At 63.7% G+C, this 15,693-nt stretch carries 10 protein-coding genes; 6 read left to right on the forward strand and 4 right to left on the reverse strand.

What is annotated here, in order from left to right:
- Positions 1 to 1,545, forward strand: a 1,545-nt coding sequence (locus tag VL598_RS06005; RefSeq protein WP_325325786.1) for a GMC family oxidoreductase, incomplete at its 5' end; no start/stop codon positions are given.
- A 207-nt stretch (positions 1,546 to 1,752) separates the two neighbouring features.
- Here the strand turns inward: VL598_RS06005 and VL598_RS06010 are convergent.
- The 3 genes from VL598_RS06010 to sauS form a co-directional block, all read right to left on the reverse strand.
- Positions 1,753 to 3,135, reverse strand: coding sequence for an MFS transporter (locus VL598_RS06010; RefSeq protein WP_325325787.1), 1,383 nt, complete (start codon positions 3,133 to 3,135; stop codon positions 1,753 to 1,755).
- Between the two features lie 77 nt (positions 3,136 to 3,212).
- On the reverse strand, positions 3,213 to 4,853 hold the full coding sequence (locus VL598_RS06015; protein ID WP_325325788.1) for an AMP-binding protein: 1,641 nt from the start codon (positions 4,851 to 4,853) through the stop codon (positions 3,213 to 3,215).
- Positions 4,850 to 6,298 (reverse strand): acylating sulfoacetaldehyde dehydrogenase, encoded by a 1,449-nt coding sequence (gene sauS, locus VL598_RS06020; RefSeq protein ID WP_325325789.1) that lies wholly within the window; start codon positions 6,296 to 6,298, stop codon positions 4,850 to 4,852. Before sauS ends, VL598_RS06015 begins: the two co-directional genes overlap by 4 nt.
- A 207-nt stretch (positions 6,299 to 6,505) precedes the next feature.
- On the opposite strand from sauS, the gene VL598_RS06025 reads away from it, so the two are divergent.
- The 4 genes from VL598_RS06025 to VL598_RS06040 all read left to right on the forward strand — a co-directional run bounded on the left by VL598_RS06025 (position 6,506) and on the right by VL598_RS06040 (position 13,760).
- Complete coding sequence (locus VL598_RS06025; protein WP_325325790.1) at positions 6,506 to 7,273, forward strand: IclR family transcriptional regulator; 768 nt, start codon at positions 6,506 to 6,508, stop codon at positions 7,271 to 7,273.
- 466 nt (positions 7,274 to 7,739) lie between these two features.
- Positions 7,740 to 10,901: a transglycosylase domain-containing protein gene (locus tag VL598_RS06030; RefSeq protein ID WP_325325791.1), complete on the forward strand. Its 3,162-nt coding sequence runs from the start codon at positions 7,740 to 7,742 to the stop codon at positions 10,899 to 10,901.
- Positions 10,902 to 10,988: 87 nt separating this feature from the next.
- Entirely contained in the window at positions 10,989 to 11,177 is a 189-nt protein-coding gene (locus VL598_RS06035) for a CsbD family protein (protein WP_325325792.1), read from the forward strand.
- Between the two features lie 447 nt (positions 11,178 to 11,624).
- Complete coding sequence (locus VL598_RS06040) at positions 11,625 to 13,760, forward strand: 3-hydroxyacyl-CoA dehydrogenase NAD-binding domain-containing protein (protein WP_325325793.1); 2,136 nt, start codon at positions 11,625 to 11,627, stop codon at positions 13,758 to 13,760.
- Between the two features lie 80 nt (positions 13,761 to 13,840).
- Here VL598_RS06040 and VL598_RS06045 read toward each other — a convergent pair whose 3' ends face one another.
- On the reverse strand, positions 13,841 to 14,329 hold the full coding sequence (locus tag VL598_RS06045) for an Lrp/AsnC ligand binding domain-containing protein (RefSeq protein WP_325325794.1): 489 nt from the start codon (positions 14,327 to 14,329) through the stop codon (positions 13,841 to 13,843).
- Between the two features lie 96 nt (positions 14,330 to 14,425).
- Between VL598_RS06045 and VL598_RS06050 the strand changes: the two genes are divergently transcribed.
- Positions 14,426 to 15,693: D-amino acid dehydrogenase (locus VL598_RS06050; protein WP_325325795.1), on the forward strand; the 1,268-nt coding region annotated here is incomplete at its 3' end.

Below are 15,693 nucleotides of genomic sequence, written 5' to 3' on the forward strand. Positions count from 1 at the left end.
CTGCTGGAAGCCGGCGGCAAAGATACGAGCCCCTGGATCCACGTGCCTGTCGGCTATTTCAAGACCATGCACGATCCCAAATTCGACTGGTGTTATCGCACTGAGCCCGACGACAACGTCGCCGGCCGCCGGATCGATTGGCCGCGAGGCAAAGTGCTGGGCGGTTCGAGCTCGCTCAATGGCCTCCTTTACGTGCGCGGCCAACGTGAGGATTACGATCGATGGGCCGAACTCGGCAACCGAGGCTGGAGCTATGCCGAGGTACTGCCCTACTTCCGGAAATCCGAAGATCAGGAGCGCGGCACCGACGCGTATCACGGCATCGGCGGGCCGCTGAAAGTCTCCGACCTCCGGCTGCGCCGGCCGATCGCCGATCATTTCATCGCGGCCGCGCAGGAAATCGGCATCCCTTTCAACCCTGACTACAACGGCCCCACACAGGAGGGCGTCGGCTATTTCCAGCAGACGGCCTACAAGGGGCTTCGCTGTAGCACCGCAAAGGGCTTTCTCAAGCCCGCGCGCGAACGACGCAACCTCCGCGTCGAGACGCACGCGCAGGCCTTCCGCGTGCTCTTCGAAGGCCGCAAAGCCATCGGCGTCGAGTACATGCAGGGCGGCGAACGCAAGACGGCACGCGCGCGCGTCGAGGTCATTCTTGCATCCGGCGCGATCGGCTCGCCGCAGCTCCTCCAGCATTCCGGCGTCGGCCCCGCAAAGCTGCTGCAAGGCGTCGGCGTGCCTGTGCAAGTTGACCTGCCCGGCGTCGGGCGGAATCTGCAGGACCATCTGCAAGTGCGGCTCGTATTCCGCACACGCGAACGCACACTCAACGACGAGGTCAACGATCCGCTTCGCCGTGCGTGGATCGGCTTGCAATACGCGCTTTGGCGGACTGGGCCGCTCACGTTGGCCGCGAGCCAGGTCGCCATCTTCACGCGCTCGAGCCCCGATGTCGATCGTCCCGACATCCAGTTCCACATGCAGCCGCTCAGCGCCGACAAGCCCGGCAAGGTTGCGCACCCGTTCTCTGCGTTCACCGCGTCGGTATGCCAACTGCGGCCGTTCAGCCGCGGCAGCGTCGAGATTCGCTCGACCGATCCGCTGCAGTATCCGGCCATTTACGCCAACTATCTGTCTGACGAGCGCGACCATCCGGTGGTGGTCGGCGGGATCAAAGTCGCCCGGCGCATCGCCGACGCGCCCTCGCTTGCGCCGCACATCGTCTCCGAGTTCGTGCCCGGCACGCAGTATCGGAGCGACGCCGAGCTACTCGGCGCGGCCCGCCAGTTCAGCCAGTCGATCTATCACCCGGTGGGCACCTGCAAGATGGGCCGCGATCCGCTCGCGGTCGTGGACGACAGGCTGCGCGTGCACGGCATTGCGCGGCTGCGCGTTGTCGATGCGTCGATCATGCCGGAGCTCGTCTCGGGCAACACCAACGCGCCCGTCATCATGATCGCCGAAAAGGCCGCGGACATGATCCTGGAAGATCACTTATCGCCGACTGCATCGCGGCATGAGCATGCCGCGCATGCCAGCACTTAAAGTGCTTAACGCGATACGCGGACAGAAACCGTTGGAACGTAATCGCTGGTCACAGCGCTCGCCGACCCGTTCCGCGCGAGACGTGCAGCAACCTGGCGGTGGCCGCTTCGACACATCCAGCCTGATCCGCGGCGCTCGCAAGCTGGCGCGCGAATTAGGCGGATGCCGCCGAAGCCGCGCCGCCCGCTGCGCGGCGCGGCTGCCCGCTCAACGCCACCAACGCAGCGGCCGGCGCAAGGTATGCCGCTCGATCCGCACGGCTGGCGCCGAGTCGAGAAACGCAAAGGCACCGCCCTTTTGGGCGCCCTCGCGCCGCTCGCGCTCCTCATCAGCGTCGACAGTGTGGCTCGTGTTGATGAACAGCGCCGCGACGATGCCGACTGCAAGCAACCCCGCCGAGACCATGAACGGCACGTTGTAGCTGCCGGTATGTTCGATTAGAAAGCCGAACACGACCGGCGAGAGCATCCCGGCGACACCAAAGCCCGTGTTCATCATCCCGCCCGCTGTGCCCGCGTACTTGCCCGCGATATCGAGCGGCAACGTCCACAGAACCGGATTCGTGATTTCGAGGAAGAAGAACGAGCCGGTGAGCAACCACACCGCCGTCAACGGGTCCGCCACTGAGATCATCGGCAGCAGGAACGCGAGCGAACCGCCCATGCCGACCACTAACACGGAGCACCGCGCGAAGCGCAGCCGCCCGGTGAGCTTGAAGATCCGGTCGGACACCACGCCGCCGAGCGTGTCGCCGATCACGCCCGCGAGCAGCGGTAACGCGGTGAAGAGTGCGAGGTGTTTTAGGTCGAAGCCGCGTGACTCCTTGAGATAGGACGGCAGCCAGGTCAGATAGACCCACAGCAGCCAGCCATAGCAAAAGTCGACAAAAGTGACGAGCCACATGCGGTGGATCAGCTTGCGCCACGGCGTCGACGAACGCTTAACGCGCTCGCAGTCACCTTTGCAATAGCCTATTTCGGCGGTTTCTTCGGGCGTGATGCGGCGATTTTGCTCCGGCGAATTCGTGAACACGAACAGGTAGAGCACCGTCCACGCGAGGCTCGCGATGCCGAGCAGGATAAATGCGTCGCGCCAGCCGCGCGCGACCACTACCGCAAGCACGAGCGGCGGCGTCACCGCACCGCCGAGGCGCGCGAAGCTGTGCGTGATGCCCTGCGCAAAGCCGCGCTCGCCAACCGGCATCCAGTAGGTAAATGCGCGCGTGGCCGTGGGGAACGCGCCGCCCTCGCCGATACCGAGCACGAAGCGCAGCATCACTAGCACCATGACGCTGCCGGCGAAGCCCGTCGCGAGCGTCGCCGCGCCCCAGATCAGCGAGAGCACCGTCAGCACCAGCTTCGGCCCGAACTTGTCCGATAACCAACCGCCGATGATTTGCATCGCCGCATACGGATAAGCGAACGCCGAAAATACGAGGCCGAGCTGCGCCGGCGTCAGACCCATCTCGTGCCGGATCAGCGGCCCCGCGACGGCGATGTTCACGCGGTCAATGTAAGAGATGAAATACATCAGACACATGACCGCCAAAATGATGTGACGCGTCTTCACGCGCTGTACGTGCTGTTTCATGCTGTCGTCTCCCGCTGTCTCATTTGTGATGACCGCTGTGGCGATTGCCGAGCACTCGGCGCGACTGGGGCGATACATCAGTCGGGCGGCGGGGCCACGAGCTTGAGGCGCTGTACCTTGCCCGACGGGCCACGCGGCAGCTCGCTTACGAAGCGAATTTCCTTCGGCGTCTTGTAGCGGCCCAGCTCTCGCAAGCAGTGCGCGCGCAGCTCGTCGGGATCGGGCGCGCCGGACCAGTGCGTGTCGCGCGGCACAACGAACGCAACAATCTCCTGTCCGTAGGTGGGGTCCGGTACGCCGACCGCAGCGGCGTCAAGCACGCCCGGGTGGCGCAGCAGCGCCTCGTCGATTTCGCGGGGCGCGATGTTTTCCCCGCCCTTAATGATCAGTTCCTTCGAGCGGCCGTTGATGTAGAAGTAGCCCTCGTCGTCGCAGTAGCCGAGGTCGCCGCTGCGCAGCCAGCCGTCGGCCGTGAACGCCTTCGCGGTCTCTTCCGGGCGCTTGTAGTAGCCGCGCATCACTTGCTCGCCGCGCACTACGATTTCGCCGCACTGATTAGGCCCGCACTCGCGGCCTTCGAGATCGATTACCTTCGCCTCGCTGCCCGAGGTCAGCCCGATACTGCCGATGCGCCGCCGAACCGGCTCGTAGGGATTGCTGAAGATCGGTGCAGCCGTTTCGGTCATGCCCATCGTCTCGATGATGCCGATACCGAAGCGCTCCTCGAACGCGCGGTGATGGTCGCGCGGCAGCGCGGCCGACGCGCTGCGGCAAAACCTCAGCCTCGAGAGATCGAAACCGTGCGGCGCGTCGCCGTTCAGCAAGAACGCGACGATGGTCGGCACCAGGTTGATCCAGGTGCAGCCGTAGCGCGAGGTGTCGCGCCAGAAGGTACGCGCCGAGAAACGCGGCGCCATCACCACCGATCCCGCGTGATAAAGCGGCGCGATGAGCGTCACCACAAGCCCGTTGATGTGATAGAGCGGCAGCGACGCGAGCGCGCGATCCTCGGCGCCGAGCCGGTGCTCGGCGCTGATGTTGCGCGCATTCGCGAGCAGGTTGCGGTGGCTCAGCAGCACACCTTTGGGCGCGCCCGTCGTGCCCGAGGTGTACATCAGCAGCGCGATGTCGGTCGCGTCGCTGGCCTCGCTCGCGAGGGCTGCGTCGACCGCGGCGGCGCGCGTCGTTGCACCGGTGGCCCGTCGCAGCGCTTCGCGGGCCGGCGCGGCCGCTTCGGCGAGCGCCGCCTCGACGAACGGCAACGTCGGCAGATCGACGGCATCGGGCGCTGTGTGCACAAGCGCAATCTCGCGTGTCATGCCCTGCTCACGAAGTTGGGAGAGCGCGGCGGCCAGCGCGTCAACAGTCTCGTCGCAGACAAATATCATGCGAGTGTCCGAATGCTCGACGATGTAGCGCAATTGCGACGCTTGGCACAGCAGGTTCAGCGGATGCGCAACAAGCCCGCTGTACATCGCCCCGAGCAGCAGCGTAGCGGTCTGGTTGCCATTGCCCATGAATACCGAAACGACGTCGCCCCGTTGCAGCCCGGCATCGCGAAAACGCGTTTCGAGCGTGCGGCAGCGCTCACGCAGCACGGCGAACGTGAGCGACGCGCCGGCTGCATCGCCTTCGCGCACCGCAAGAAGGAATGGCTTATCGGGATACTGCGCGGCGCGTGCGTCGATCACGGCGCGCAGAGTCATAGGCGTGCTCATCGGCCGACTCTCCTGAAGTAATCGCCCAGCAGCTCGTCGAGCTCCGGCACCTGCTCCGCGATCGGATACGCGACGCGCGTCACATTCAGGTAATGACGAAAGCCAAGATTGCCGGAGAAGTTGTTGCGGCCCCAGGTGCCGCAACCCATCGAGAGCGAGAACGGCAGACCGTTGTCAAAGTTGCCGCCCGTCGCGAGGCAGTGCGCCTGGTTCACGATTACGCGCGCAACCGGCAACCGCTCGCCCAGTCCGATTGCGAGGTCCGTCTGCGCCGTGTGCAGCCCGACCGAGTGGCCCGCGCCCATGTATGCGTAGATATTGCGAACGATATGCTCGGCATCGGCAAAATCGCGCGCGCGATAGACCGCGAGGACCGGCGCGAGTTTTTCGCCCGAGAACGGATGGTCTGGCCCGAAGCCACTTTCCTCGACCATCAGGAACTTCGGCTCGCGCGCGGCCACCTCGTCGAGGCCGGCAACCTGCGCGATCCGCGTCGCGGGTTTGGCCGTGCAGTGCCCGGAAAGCTTGCCCTCGTGCCACATCGCCGTCTGCAGCTGCGCCTTCTGCGCCGCATCGAGCAGCACGCCGCCGCACCGGGCCAGTTCGTCGAGCATCGCGTCGTACACCGCGTCCTCGATCACGACGCTGTTTTCCGACGAGCAGCTCGTCGCGTAGTCGAACGTCTTCGATAGCGTGATGCGGTGCGCCGCATCGCGCAAATCCGCCGAGCGCTCGACGATCGACGCGACATTGCCCGCCCCAACCCCGAAGGCCGGCGTGCCGCTCGAGTAGGCCATGCGTACGTTCGCTTGCGATCCCGTCGCCACGACGAGGTCGGCCTCGCGCATCAGCGCAGCGGTCGCAGCCTTGCTGATCGGTTCTGGCAGCATCTGCACCAGTGCAGAATCGAGCCCGGCCTTCCTGAACTGCGCGTGGATGAAGTCGATCAGCAATGCACACGACGAATAACCCTTCGGCGAGGGTGCGACGATCACCGCGTTGCCGCATTTGAGCGCACTGACGATCTTGTTCGCCGGCGTGGCGGCCGGATTCGTGGACGGCGTGACCGCCGCGACGATCCCCACCGCGCGGGCGATTTCTACAATGCCGGTCGCCGGGTTGCGCGCGATCACGCCGGAGGTTTTTTGGCCGTGCAAGTCGCGCATCAGCCCGAGTGTCTTGCGGTAGTTCTTGCGGAATTTGTCGTCGGCATTGCCGAGTCCGGTGTCGCGCACCGCCATCTCGGCGAGCTGGCGATTGCGCGTCGGCTCCAGGATCGCCCAGGCGGCCGCGGCGGCGGCCCTGTCGAGCGTCTCCTGTCCGGCGGATTCGAACGCTCGTTGTGCGTCACGCGCGCGTGCTACGAGTTCGGCGACACGCCGCCCTACCTCGCCGCCCTCTACATGTTCGCCGGCAGCTTCAACAGTGGTGGCCCTGACATTCATACGTGTCACTCCCGATCGAAAAAATTGGCAGTACTGCCAATCTATTCATCGGCGACGCGTCGCGAGTCCCGTTTCCCGAACATTCCCTGACTGCATCGGACAGTGCAGCGAAAACTTCGAATTTCGGGACTTCTTCGAGTCCCGAAAACTGCACAGTGAGATGCACAATGATGGCAAGAGCGGCGCTAAGCGCCGTCTTCAGGAGGCATGGTGTCGACCTCGAACCAATCCAATGCGGCGGCGGTACGAGCATTTCGCGTGCTGGAAACGCTTGCCGAGTCGCGCCACCCTCTATCCATGCAGGATCTCGTGCACACGCTCGGCCTACCCAAACAGACCGTGCACCGCATCCTCGGGCAGCTGACCGACGCGTGGCTCGTCACGCGCGGCGCCGGCGACAAGCTCTATGAATGTTCGCCGCGCGTGCGCATGCTGGCCGTCAATGTGCTCATGCATGCCGGACCCGCAGCGGCGCGCCACGTGTTGCTGGAGCAGCTCGTCGCGAAGATCGGCGAGACCTGCAACCTGACCATGCTGTCGGGCAACGACATCGTCTACGTGGACCGCGTCGAAACTGAATGGCCGCTGCGCATGCATCTGCAGCCGGGCTCGCATGTGCCTCTGCACTGCTCGGCGAGCGGCAAGCTGTTGCTCAGCTTCCTGCCGAAAGACCGGCGTGAGCGTGTGATAGCGACACTGCCGCTGCGTGCCTATTCGGAGAGCACCATTACCGACCGCGAGGCGCTGCGCAAGGAGCTCGCCGCGACGCGCCGGCGGCAGCTTGCGATCAATAACCAGGAGCATCTGCAAGGCCTGATCGCGATTGCGGTTCCGGTGATGCTCGATCGCAACCGCGCATGCGCGGCGATCGCTGTGCAGGCGCCTGTCGGGCGCGTGACGCTCGACAATCTGCTCGCGTTCTTGCCCGATCTGCGGCACGCGGCCGACGAGACCGCGAAAACCTTCCGTGAGTGACCGCGCGCCGGGGTCCTTCGACGTTGGCCGTCACATCGCCAAAACACCCGAAGACGCGAAGCAATTCCTATGATTGATTCATCAATCGTTACCGCGCACTCGCGATCATCGGCCTCGTCCGAAGCATTCGCGCACCCTTTTCGGCACGCACGCACGGCATATCGATATGTATTGAACTACACCATGTATTGAGCACGCCGCGTTGCGCGCGCCACGCGATTGCAAGCGGGGGGCGCGTCCTCATGCCATTTGGCTTCTCTTCCCGCCTTTCCTCCGGACTTACCGCCAGCAGCACGGTCGAGATGACACAAAGCGTCTGAAGTTTGGCGTCGCTCGCCGGCGCGGTTCGGCAATTTGTGCGCGACACCACGCCCCCATGGTGCGCAAACGGATCAGCGTGACTAAACTGATACGCACGCTGCGGTGTCAGGAGCGCATTCACGCCGAGGCACCGGAGGAGCTAACAATGAATCGACCACTCGCCCGCATGACGACGCTTCGCGTCATCGCCACCATGTCCACCGGTGCGCGCCTGAAGTGGTGTATGAGCCTTGCCGCAGCGGCTTCGCTAGGTATTCTCGCCTACTTCGCATCGGTCGAAATGCAGACCTCGCGACTGCAAGCGCGCTACCTGGCACGGTTGGACCGCGGTGTCTCGTTTACCCTTGAACCGGGAGCGAGCGACCGCATCCATTTTCCCAGCGCGTCTTCGAGCGGCCCCTACGACATTCGGCTCGGCTACGCGCAGCTCTCTGATTTCGAGAAACGTCTATCCGAGCGCGGCTATGCGATCACTCGCCAAGCACGCCTATCTCCGACGATGATTTCGATCGCCGATCGGGGCCTTTTCTTGCCGTATGCGGAAAAAGACCAAACCGGTCTCCAACTCTTCGACATGGACGGAGAACCGCTTTTCGGCGCGCGCTATCCGGCGCTCGTTTATCCCGACTTCAATGCGATTCCCCCCCTCGTCGTCAGTACACTGACCTTTATCGAAGACCGCAACCTGCTCGACGCGACCGTTCCACAACGCAATCCCGCCATCGACTGGGGCCGCTTTTCGCGCGCGTTGAGCGACCAAGTGCTGCGATTCGTGAAGCACAATCAATCGACGCCGGGCGGCAGCACGTTGGCTACGCAAATCGAGAAGTTCCGCCATTCGCCGGACGGCCGCACCGCGACGCCGCCAGAAAAATTGCGACAGATTGCGTCGGCGTCGGTACGCGCTTATCTGGACGGCGAAGATACGCTGCCGATGCGCCACTCGATCGTCGTGCGCTATCTGAACACAGTGCCACTTGCCGCGCAGCCGCGCGTCGGGGAGATCGAGGGGCTCGGCGACGGCCTCGCAGCCTGGTACGGGCGCGATTTCCGCGAAGTCAACGAGTTGCTTTCGCAAGCGAGCCTCCAGGGCCCGAGTGGCGAGGTGTCCCCGGAAACACTGCGCAAAGCGGCGCTGGCGTTCAAACAGACGTTGTCGCTGCTCATCGCCCAGCGCGCGCCCTCGTACTACCTCGTACGCCACCCTGCAGCGCTCGAGCGATTGACCGACAGCCACTTGCGCGTGCTCGCGGCCAATGGCGTCATATCGCAGCCGCTGCGTGACGCCGCGCTCGCCGAGCGGCTCGAGCTTCAGCGCGGCATCCCCTCCGCGGAGCCTGCAACGTCCTACGTCTCACGCAAGGCGGTCACGTTGCTGCGCACGCAGCTCATGGAATCGCTCGGCGTTGGCAACGTGTACGATCTCGACCGGCTCGATCTGAGCGCGCACGCCACCCTGAACAAGGACGTGCAGGCAGCCGTCAGCGAAGCAATCGAGCGGGCGGGGACCGTTGAGGGTGCCAAGGCCGCCGGACTCTACGGTGCCGACTTGCTGCGTCCCGGGGACGATCCCTCGAAAATCACGTTCAGCTTCACGCTGTTCGAGCGCCGCGGCGGCGAAAACTTGCTGCGCGTGCAAACCGATAGCGTGAACCAGCCCTTCGACATCAACCGGGGCGCACGCCTCAATCTCGGCTCGACGGCCAAGCTGCGCACGATCGTGAATTACTTGCAGATCGTGGCGACACTGCATCAGCGCTACGCCACGATGCCGGCAGCGCAACTGCGTCAGATACAACCGGACCCGCTCGATGAACTCACCCGCTGGGCTGTCGAATACCTTGCGAGCACGAGCGACCGGTCGCTCCCTGCGATGCTCGAGGCAGCCGTCGAGCGGAAGTACTCGGCGAGTCCCGAAGCGTTTTCGACGGGCGGCGGCATGCAAGTGTTTTCGAACTTCGAAAAATCCGACAATGGCCGCATATTGACCGTCCACGAGGCCTTCAAGCATTCGGTTAATCTGGTCTTCGTTCGACTCATGCGCGACATCGTGCACTATGAGATGGTCGAGGCGGCCGGCCCCTCCGACGACTGGACCGACGATACCGAGCGGCGCGAACGGTATCTGACGCAGTTCGTCGATCAAGAGAGCCTTGTCTACCTGCATCGCTTTTACTTGAAGTACGGGGGCAAATCGCCCGATGCCGCACTCGACACGCTCATCGACGGCATGCGCAAGTCGCCGCCCAAACTCGCTACGGCCTTGCGCAGCGTCGCACCCGACGAGCCGCGCAGCTGGTTCGATGCCCGCATGCGAGCCGCGCTCAAGGGCACGCCCGACGCCTCACTGAACGAAGACGATCTCGACACGCTTTACAACAAGTACGGCGTCGACAAGTTCAATCTCAACGATCGCGGCTACATCGCGCGTGTGCACCCCCTCGAGCTCTGGATGCTCAACTATCTGCGCCAGCATCCCAACGCGTCGGAGCGCGAGTTGAAGGAGGCCAGCCGGGAAGCACGTGTCACGTCGTACGCGTGGCTGTTCAAGACGCGGCAGCGCGGTAAGCAGGACCGGCGCGTGCGGCGCATGGTCGAGTTGGAAGCATACGAACGAATCGCACAGTCGTGGCGTGCACTGGGCTACCCCTTTGCCACCGTAACGCCCTCGTACGGCGCCGCCGTCGGCGCTTCAGGGGATCGGCCGGATTCGCTCGCGCAACTCATCGGCATCGTCGCGAACGACGGCAGGATGCTGCCGCCCCAAAGCATTGAATCGTTCGAATTCGCGTCCGGCACGCCGTTCGAAACGCACTTCTCTCACATCGCAAGCACGCAAGCCCCGCAGTTGCAGCCCGAAATCGCAGTCGTCGTTCAGGGCCTTTTGCGCGACGTCGTGCAAGGCGGTACCGGCACACGACTTGCGCACGGCTTGCCCCTCGGCGACGGGCGTGCGCTCGATGTGTACGGCAAGACGGGCACAGGCGATCAACGCTTCGAGGTTTATGCTCCCGGGGGTCGCGTCATCGAGTCGCGTAAAGTCAATCGCACCGGCACTTTCGTCTTTGTCATCGACAACCGCTTTTTCGGCACGTTGAGCGCCATCACTCACGAGCCCTACGCCGCCCATTACAGCTATACCAGTGCGCTGGCGGTGCAGCTGCTGAAGTCGCTCGGGCCAAAGCTCGCGCCGCTCGTCGGGCCGCGGATCCGTACGGCTGATAAGGCCGATGAGGAGCGCACGCAGGCGCATGAGCCGGAGCATGCACCCCGCCCGACCACCAAGTCAGCGGCCTCTACGTCTTGAGTCGGCTGACGGCGACGGTGCCGTGCGGGCACGCACATTGCGGCAACGTGGGCTGCCGCACATGCGGCGAGTCCAATGGAGGTTCGCATGAACAAGGATCAAGTGAAGGGCGTAGCGGAGAAAGCAAAAGGAAAAGTGAACGAAGGGGTGGGCAAAGCCACCGGTGACCAGGCGCAGCAAGCCAAGGGCAATGTCCAGCAAGGCGCGGGCGAAGCTCGCAAGACCTATGGCGATGTCAAGGAGGATGTGAAAAAGACCCGTCGCGACCACCACTAGACTGTGGCTTCCTGGGGACGTAAGACATTGACCTAGGACATTACTCGCCGCGATGCAAGGGAAGTTAGCGTTGCCCCTTTGCATCCCCTTTCGCATCGTTTGCCGGTCTCGCTCGGCCCCTGAGCGAGACCGGCAGCTTCGCGGCACCTCTATCGACACGTAGCGCCATCACTGGGTACTCTGGCGCCTAAATGGGCCGGGTCGCCCAAGCCTGCGCAAAGGACGCACAGGCAACGCTCGATCGCGCCGTAACGGATTTTGATGCGCAACAACGCATCCCCGTCGTACCGAAGCGCGAGATTCCACGAAACGAGAAATCTCGAATTCGACTTCCATTGCCAACTCGACGTGTCGCCTCGACAATCGAACGTCTCAAGCGGCATTAGCAGCTGCGCAATGCAAGCTGCACCTTCAATTACGCATCGGTGAAAAGAGCGGAAACGACAAATGAGTCAACCCAACGCTCCAGTGTCCCCCGCATCGCCCGTCGTCACGCGGGCGCTCAACGGTGAAGTGCTCGTCATCACCATCGACAATCCACCAGTCAACGCGCTCAGCGTCGACGCACGGCGCGGCCTTGCCGAGTCCATTGACGCCGCTCATGCCGATGCTGCTGTGAAGGCAATCTTGATCGTCGGCGCCGGCCGCACTTTCATCGCCGGTGCCGACATCCGCGAGTTCGGTAAGCCGGCGCTGCCTCCCAGGCTGCCAGACGTCTGCAACCGCATCGAGGCAAGTACCAAGCCCGTCGTCGCCGCGATCCACGGCGTGGCGCTCGGTGGCGGCCTCGAGGTGGCGCTTGCGGCCCATTACCGCATCGCCGTTGCCGGGGCGAAGTTCGGCTTGCCCGAAGTCAAGCTTGGCCTCATGCCCGGTGCGGGCGGCACGCAGCGCGCGCCGCGACTGATCGGGGCCGCCGCGGCGCTCGATCTCATGCTCTCGGGCCGGCACGCCGGCGCGAAAGAAGCGCTTGCACTCGGCCTCATCGACCGGCTAAGCCATACCGACGATGTCGTAAGCGATGGGCTTGCCTATGCGCGCGAACTCCTCGCCGAAGGCGTCCACGTGCGCCCGACGCGCGCCGCGCGCGGACTCGACGACGCAGCGGCGAGCCGCCATGCCATCGAGACGGCGCGCGAAAAAACGGCCAAGCGCTGCCGCGGGCTGTTCTCCCCGATGAAGATCGTCGACGCCGTCGAGGCCGCACTCGAGCTGCCGTTCGACAAGGGCCTTGCGCGTGAACGCGAGCTTTTTCTGGGTTGCCTCGAGAGCCCGCAGCACGCCGCATTGGCCCATCTGTTTTTTGCCGAACGCGAGGTTGCCAAGGCACCCGAAACGAGGGTGGCGCGGCCCCGTGCGATCACCCGCGTCGGCATCGTCGGCGGTGGCACGATGGGCGCCGGGATTGCGATGTGTGTGCTCAGTGCGGGCTTTCCGGTCACCCTGATCGAACGTGACGAAGCGGCGCTCGGCCATGCACGCGCGCAGGTCACGCGCCTCTGCGACGATCTCGTTGCCCAGGGCCGTATCGATGTCGACGCAAAGGTTGATGCCATGGCGCGCTTCACGGGCAGCACGAGTTACGACCAGCTTGCCGATGCCGATCTTGTGATCGAGGCGGTATTCGAGGACATGGCCGTCAAAAAATCCGTATTTGCGCAACTGGACCGCATCGCAAAACCAGGCGCGGTGCTAGCGACCAACACCTCCTATCTCGACATCAACGAGATTGCGGGCTCGACTGCGCGTGCCGCCGATGTAATCGGGCTGCATTTCTTCTCGCCCGCAAACGTGATGAAGCTTATTGAAGTCGTTGTGCCGGCTCGCGTCGCGGCCGACGTCGTCGCGACGGCCTTCGAGTTCGCGAAGCGCCTGTCGAAGATTCCCGTGCGCGCGGGCGTTTGCGATGGGTTTATCGGCAATCGCCTGCTCGCCGTCTACCGCACGGCTGCCGACTATCTGATGGAAGACGGCGCCTCGCCGTATCAGATCGACCGAGCAATGTGCGATTTCGGCTACGCGATGGGCCCCTACCAAGTCGTCGACCTCGCGGGCGGCGATATCGGCTGGGCTGCCCGAAAAAGGCGTGCGCCCACGCGCGACCCCAAAGCGCGCTACGTCGAAATTGCCGACCGGCTCTGCGAGCGCGGGTGGTTCGGCCAGAAGACGGGCCGCGGCTTCTATCGTTATGCCGAAGGCTCACGCACCGGCATGCCTGATCGCGAGGTGGAAGCGCTCATCGAAGCCGAGCGCGAGCGCCGGGGCATTGTGCTACGCGACTTCAGCGACGACGAGATCGTGCAGCGCCTCACGAGCGCCCTCATCAACGAGGCAGCGAACGTCGTGCGCGAGGGCATTGCCTTGCGGCCACTCGACGTCGATGTTGCACTCGTGCATGGGTACGGCTTCCCCCGCTACCGAGGTGGCCCCATGAAGTTTGCCGATGCACTCGGGTTGGCCAGCGTGCTTGCGGATCTGCACCGCTTCGAGAAGGAAGATCCGCTTTTCTGGAGACCGTCGCCGCTCATCGTCGAGTTGGTCGAGCGCGGCAGCACTTTTTCGAGCCTCAATGCGAGATCTTGAAGGTATCTTGATACGCTACTTGACTGCGCTGACTTGGCGCGCACCGTCCAATGTTTCCGACGCCCCGTCGGCGGCGTTTTTTAATCGCCGACATGGATCGTCAACGTCTCTTTGATCTCCTCCATGACGACATAACTCTTCGATTGAGTAGCGCCGGGCAATTGCAGCAGGATGTCGCCGAGCAGCTTGCGGTAGTCGGCCATTTCCCTGATGCGCGCCTTGATCAGGTAATCGAAATCGCCGGATACGAGGTGGCATTCGAGCACCTCAGGAATCTTGCACACTTCGCGGCGGAACTGGTCGAACATGTTGCCGCTCTTGTGATCGAGCGTGATTTCGACGAAGACAAGCAACGCCGCGCCAAGCTGGGCCGGGTCTACGTGCGCGTGGTAGCCGGTAATGACCCCATCGCGCTCCATCCTCTTCACACGCTCGATGCAAGGCGTGACCGTCAAGCCCACGCGCTCGGCCAGATCCTTCATGGCAATGCGCCCATCCTCCTGCAGGACCCTCAGGATATGGCGATCGAGCTTGTCCAGCTTGCGGATCGGCTGCCGTTGCGTTCTCATGATAAACACCAAAAATCTAAGAAAAATAGTAACAAAAACTGCTTTCGTGGCAATAGTATAGCTACGGGAACTACCATGAGCATCTAAAGGCAATTTATGCGAGTTATCGTCTTGGGTGGCGGCGTTGTCGGCGTGACTAGCGCCTACTATCTTGCGCGCGCGGGCCATGAAGTCACTGTCATCGACCGCGAGGCCGGCCCCGCTCTGGAAACGAGTTTCGCCAACGCCGGACAGATCTCACCCGGCTACGCCGCCCCGTGGGCTGCACCGGGCGTGCCGCTTAAGGCGATCAAGTGGATGTTTCAAAAGCATGCGCCGCTCGCGATCCGTCTCGACGGCACGGCGTTCCAACTGCGCTGGATGTGGCAAATGCTGCAAAACTGCACGGCCGAGCGGTACGCGACCAACAAGGCCCGGATGGTCCGACTGGCCGAGTACAGCCGAGATTGCCTGCAAGCGCTACGCGCTGACACCGGGATTCGTTATGAAGGCCGCACAGGCGGCACGCTGCAGGTCTTTCGCACGCAAAAGCAGCTCGATGGCGCACAAAAAGACATCGCCGTACTGAATGAAGCCAACGTAGCGTACGAGCTGCTCACCCCGGCCGAGCTTTCGCGCGCGGAGCCGGCGCTTGCGGCCGTTTCGCACAAGCTGACGGGTGGGCTACGCCTGCCCGGCGACGAAACAGGCGATTGCCACCTTTTCACGACGCGGCTTGCTGCGCTCGCCGAAACGCTTGGCGTCAAGTTCCGGTTTCACACGTCGATCGATGCGCTCGTCGCGGCCGGTGGCCGTATCGACGGGGTACGCTGTGGCAATGAAGTACTGCAGGCGGACGCCTATGTCGTCGCGCTGGGTGCTTACTCGACACGGCTCGTCGCCGACATTGTGAAAATTCCGGTCTATCCGATGAAGGGCTATTCGATCACGGCGCCGATCATCGATCCCGCGTGTGCGCCGGTCTCGACGGTACTGGACGAAACATACAAGATTGCGATTACGCGCTTTGACGACCGCATTCGCGTGGGCGGCATGGCCGAGATCGTCGGCTTTGATCCCACCCTGCGCCGGGCTCGCCACGAAACGCTCGAAATGTGCGTCAACGATCTGTTTCCGGGCGCGGGCGAAACAGCCAGCGCCTCGTTCTGGACTGGCCTGCGCCCGATGACACCGGACGGCACGCCGATCGTCGGCCGTACGCCCGTGCCCAACCTGTTTCTCAACACGGGCCATGGCACACTGGGCTGGACGATGTCGTGCGGCTCAGGCCAACTGCTCGCCGATTTGATCTCGGGCAAGCGCCCCGCCATCCGCTCGGACGATCTATCGGTGCACCGCTACCTTGGCGATCTCGGCACCGCGCC

Origin of the sequence: Trinickia sp. (assembly GCF_035492435.1) — a bacterium.
Lineage (GTDB): Bacteria > Pseudomonadota > Gammaproteobacteria > Burkholderiales > Burkholderiaceae > Trinickia.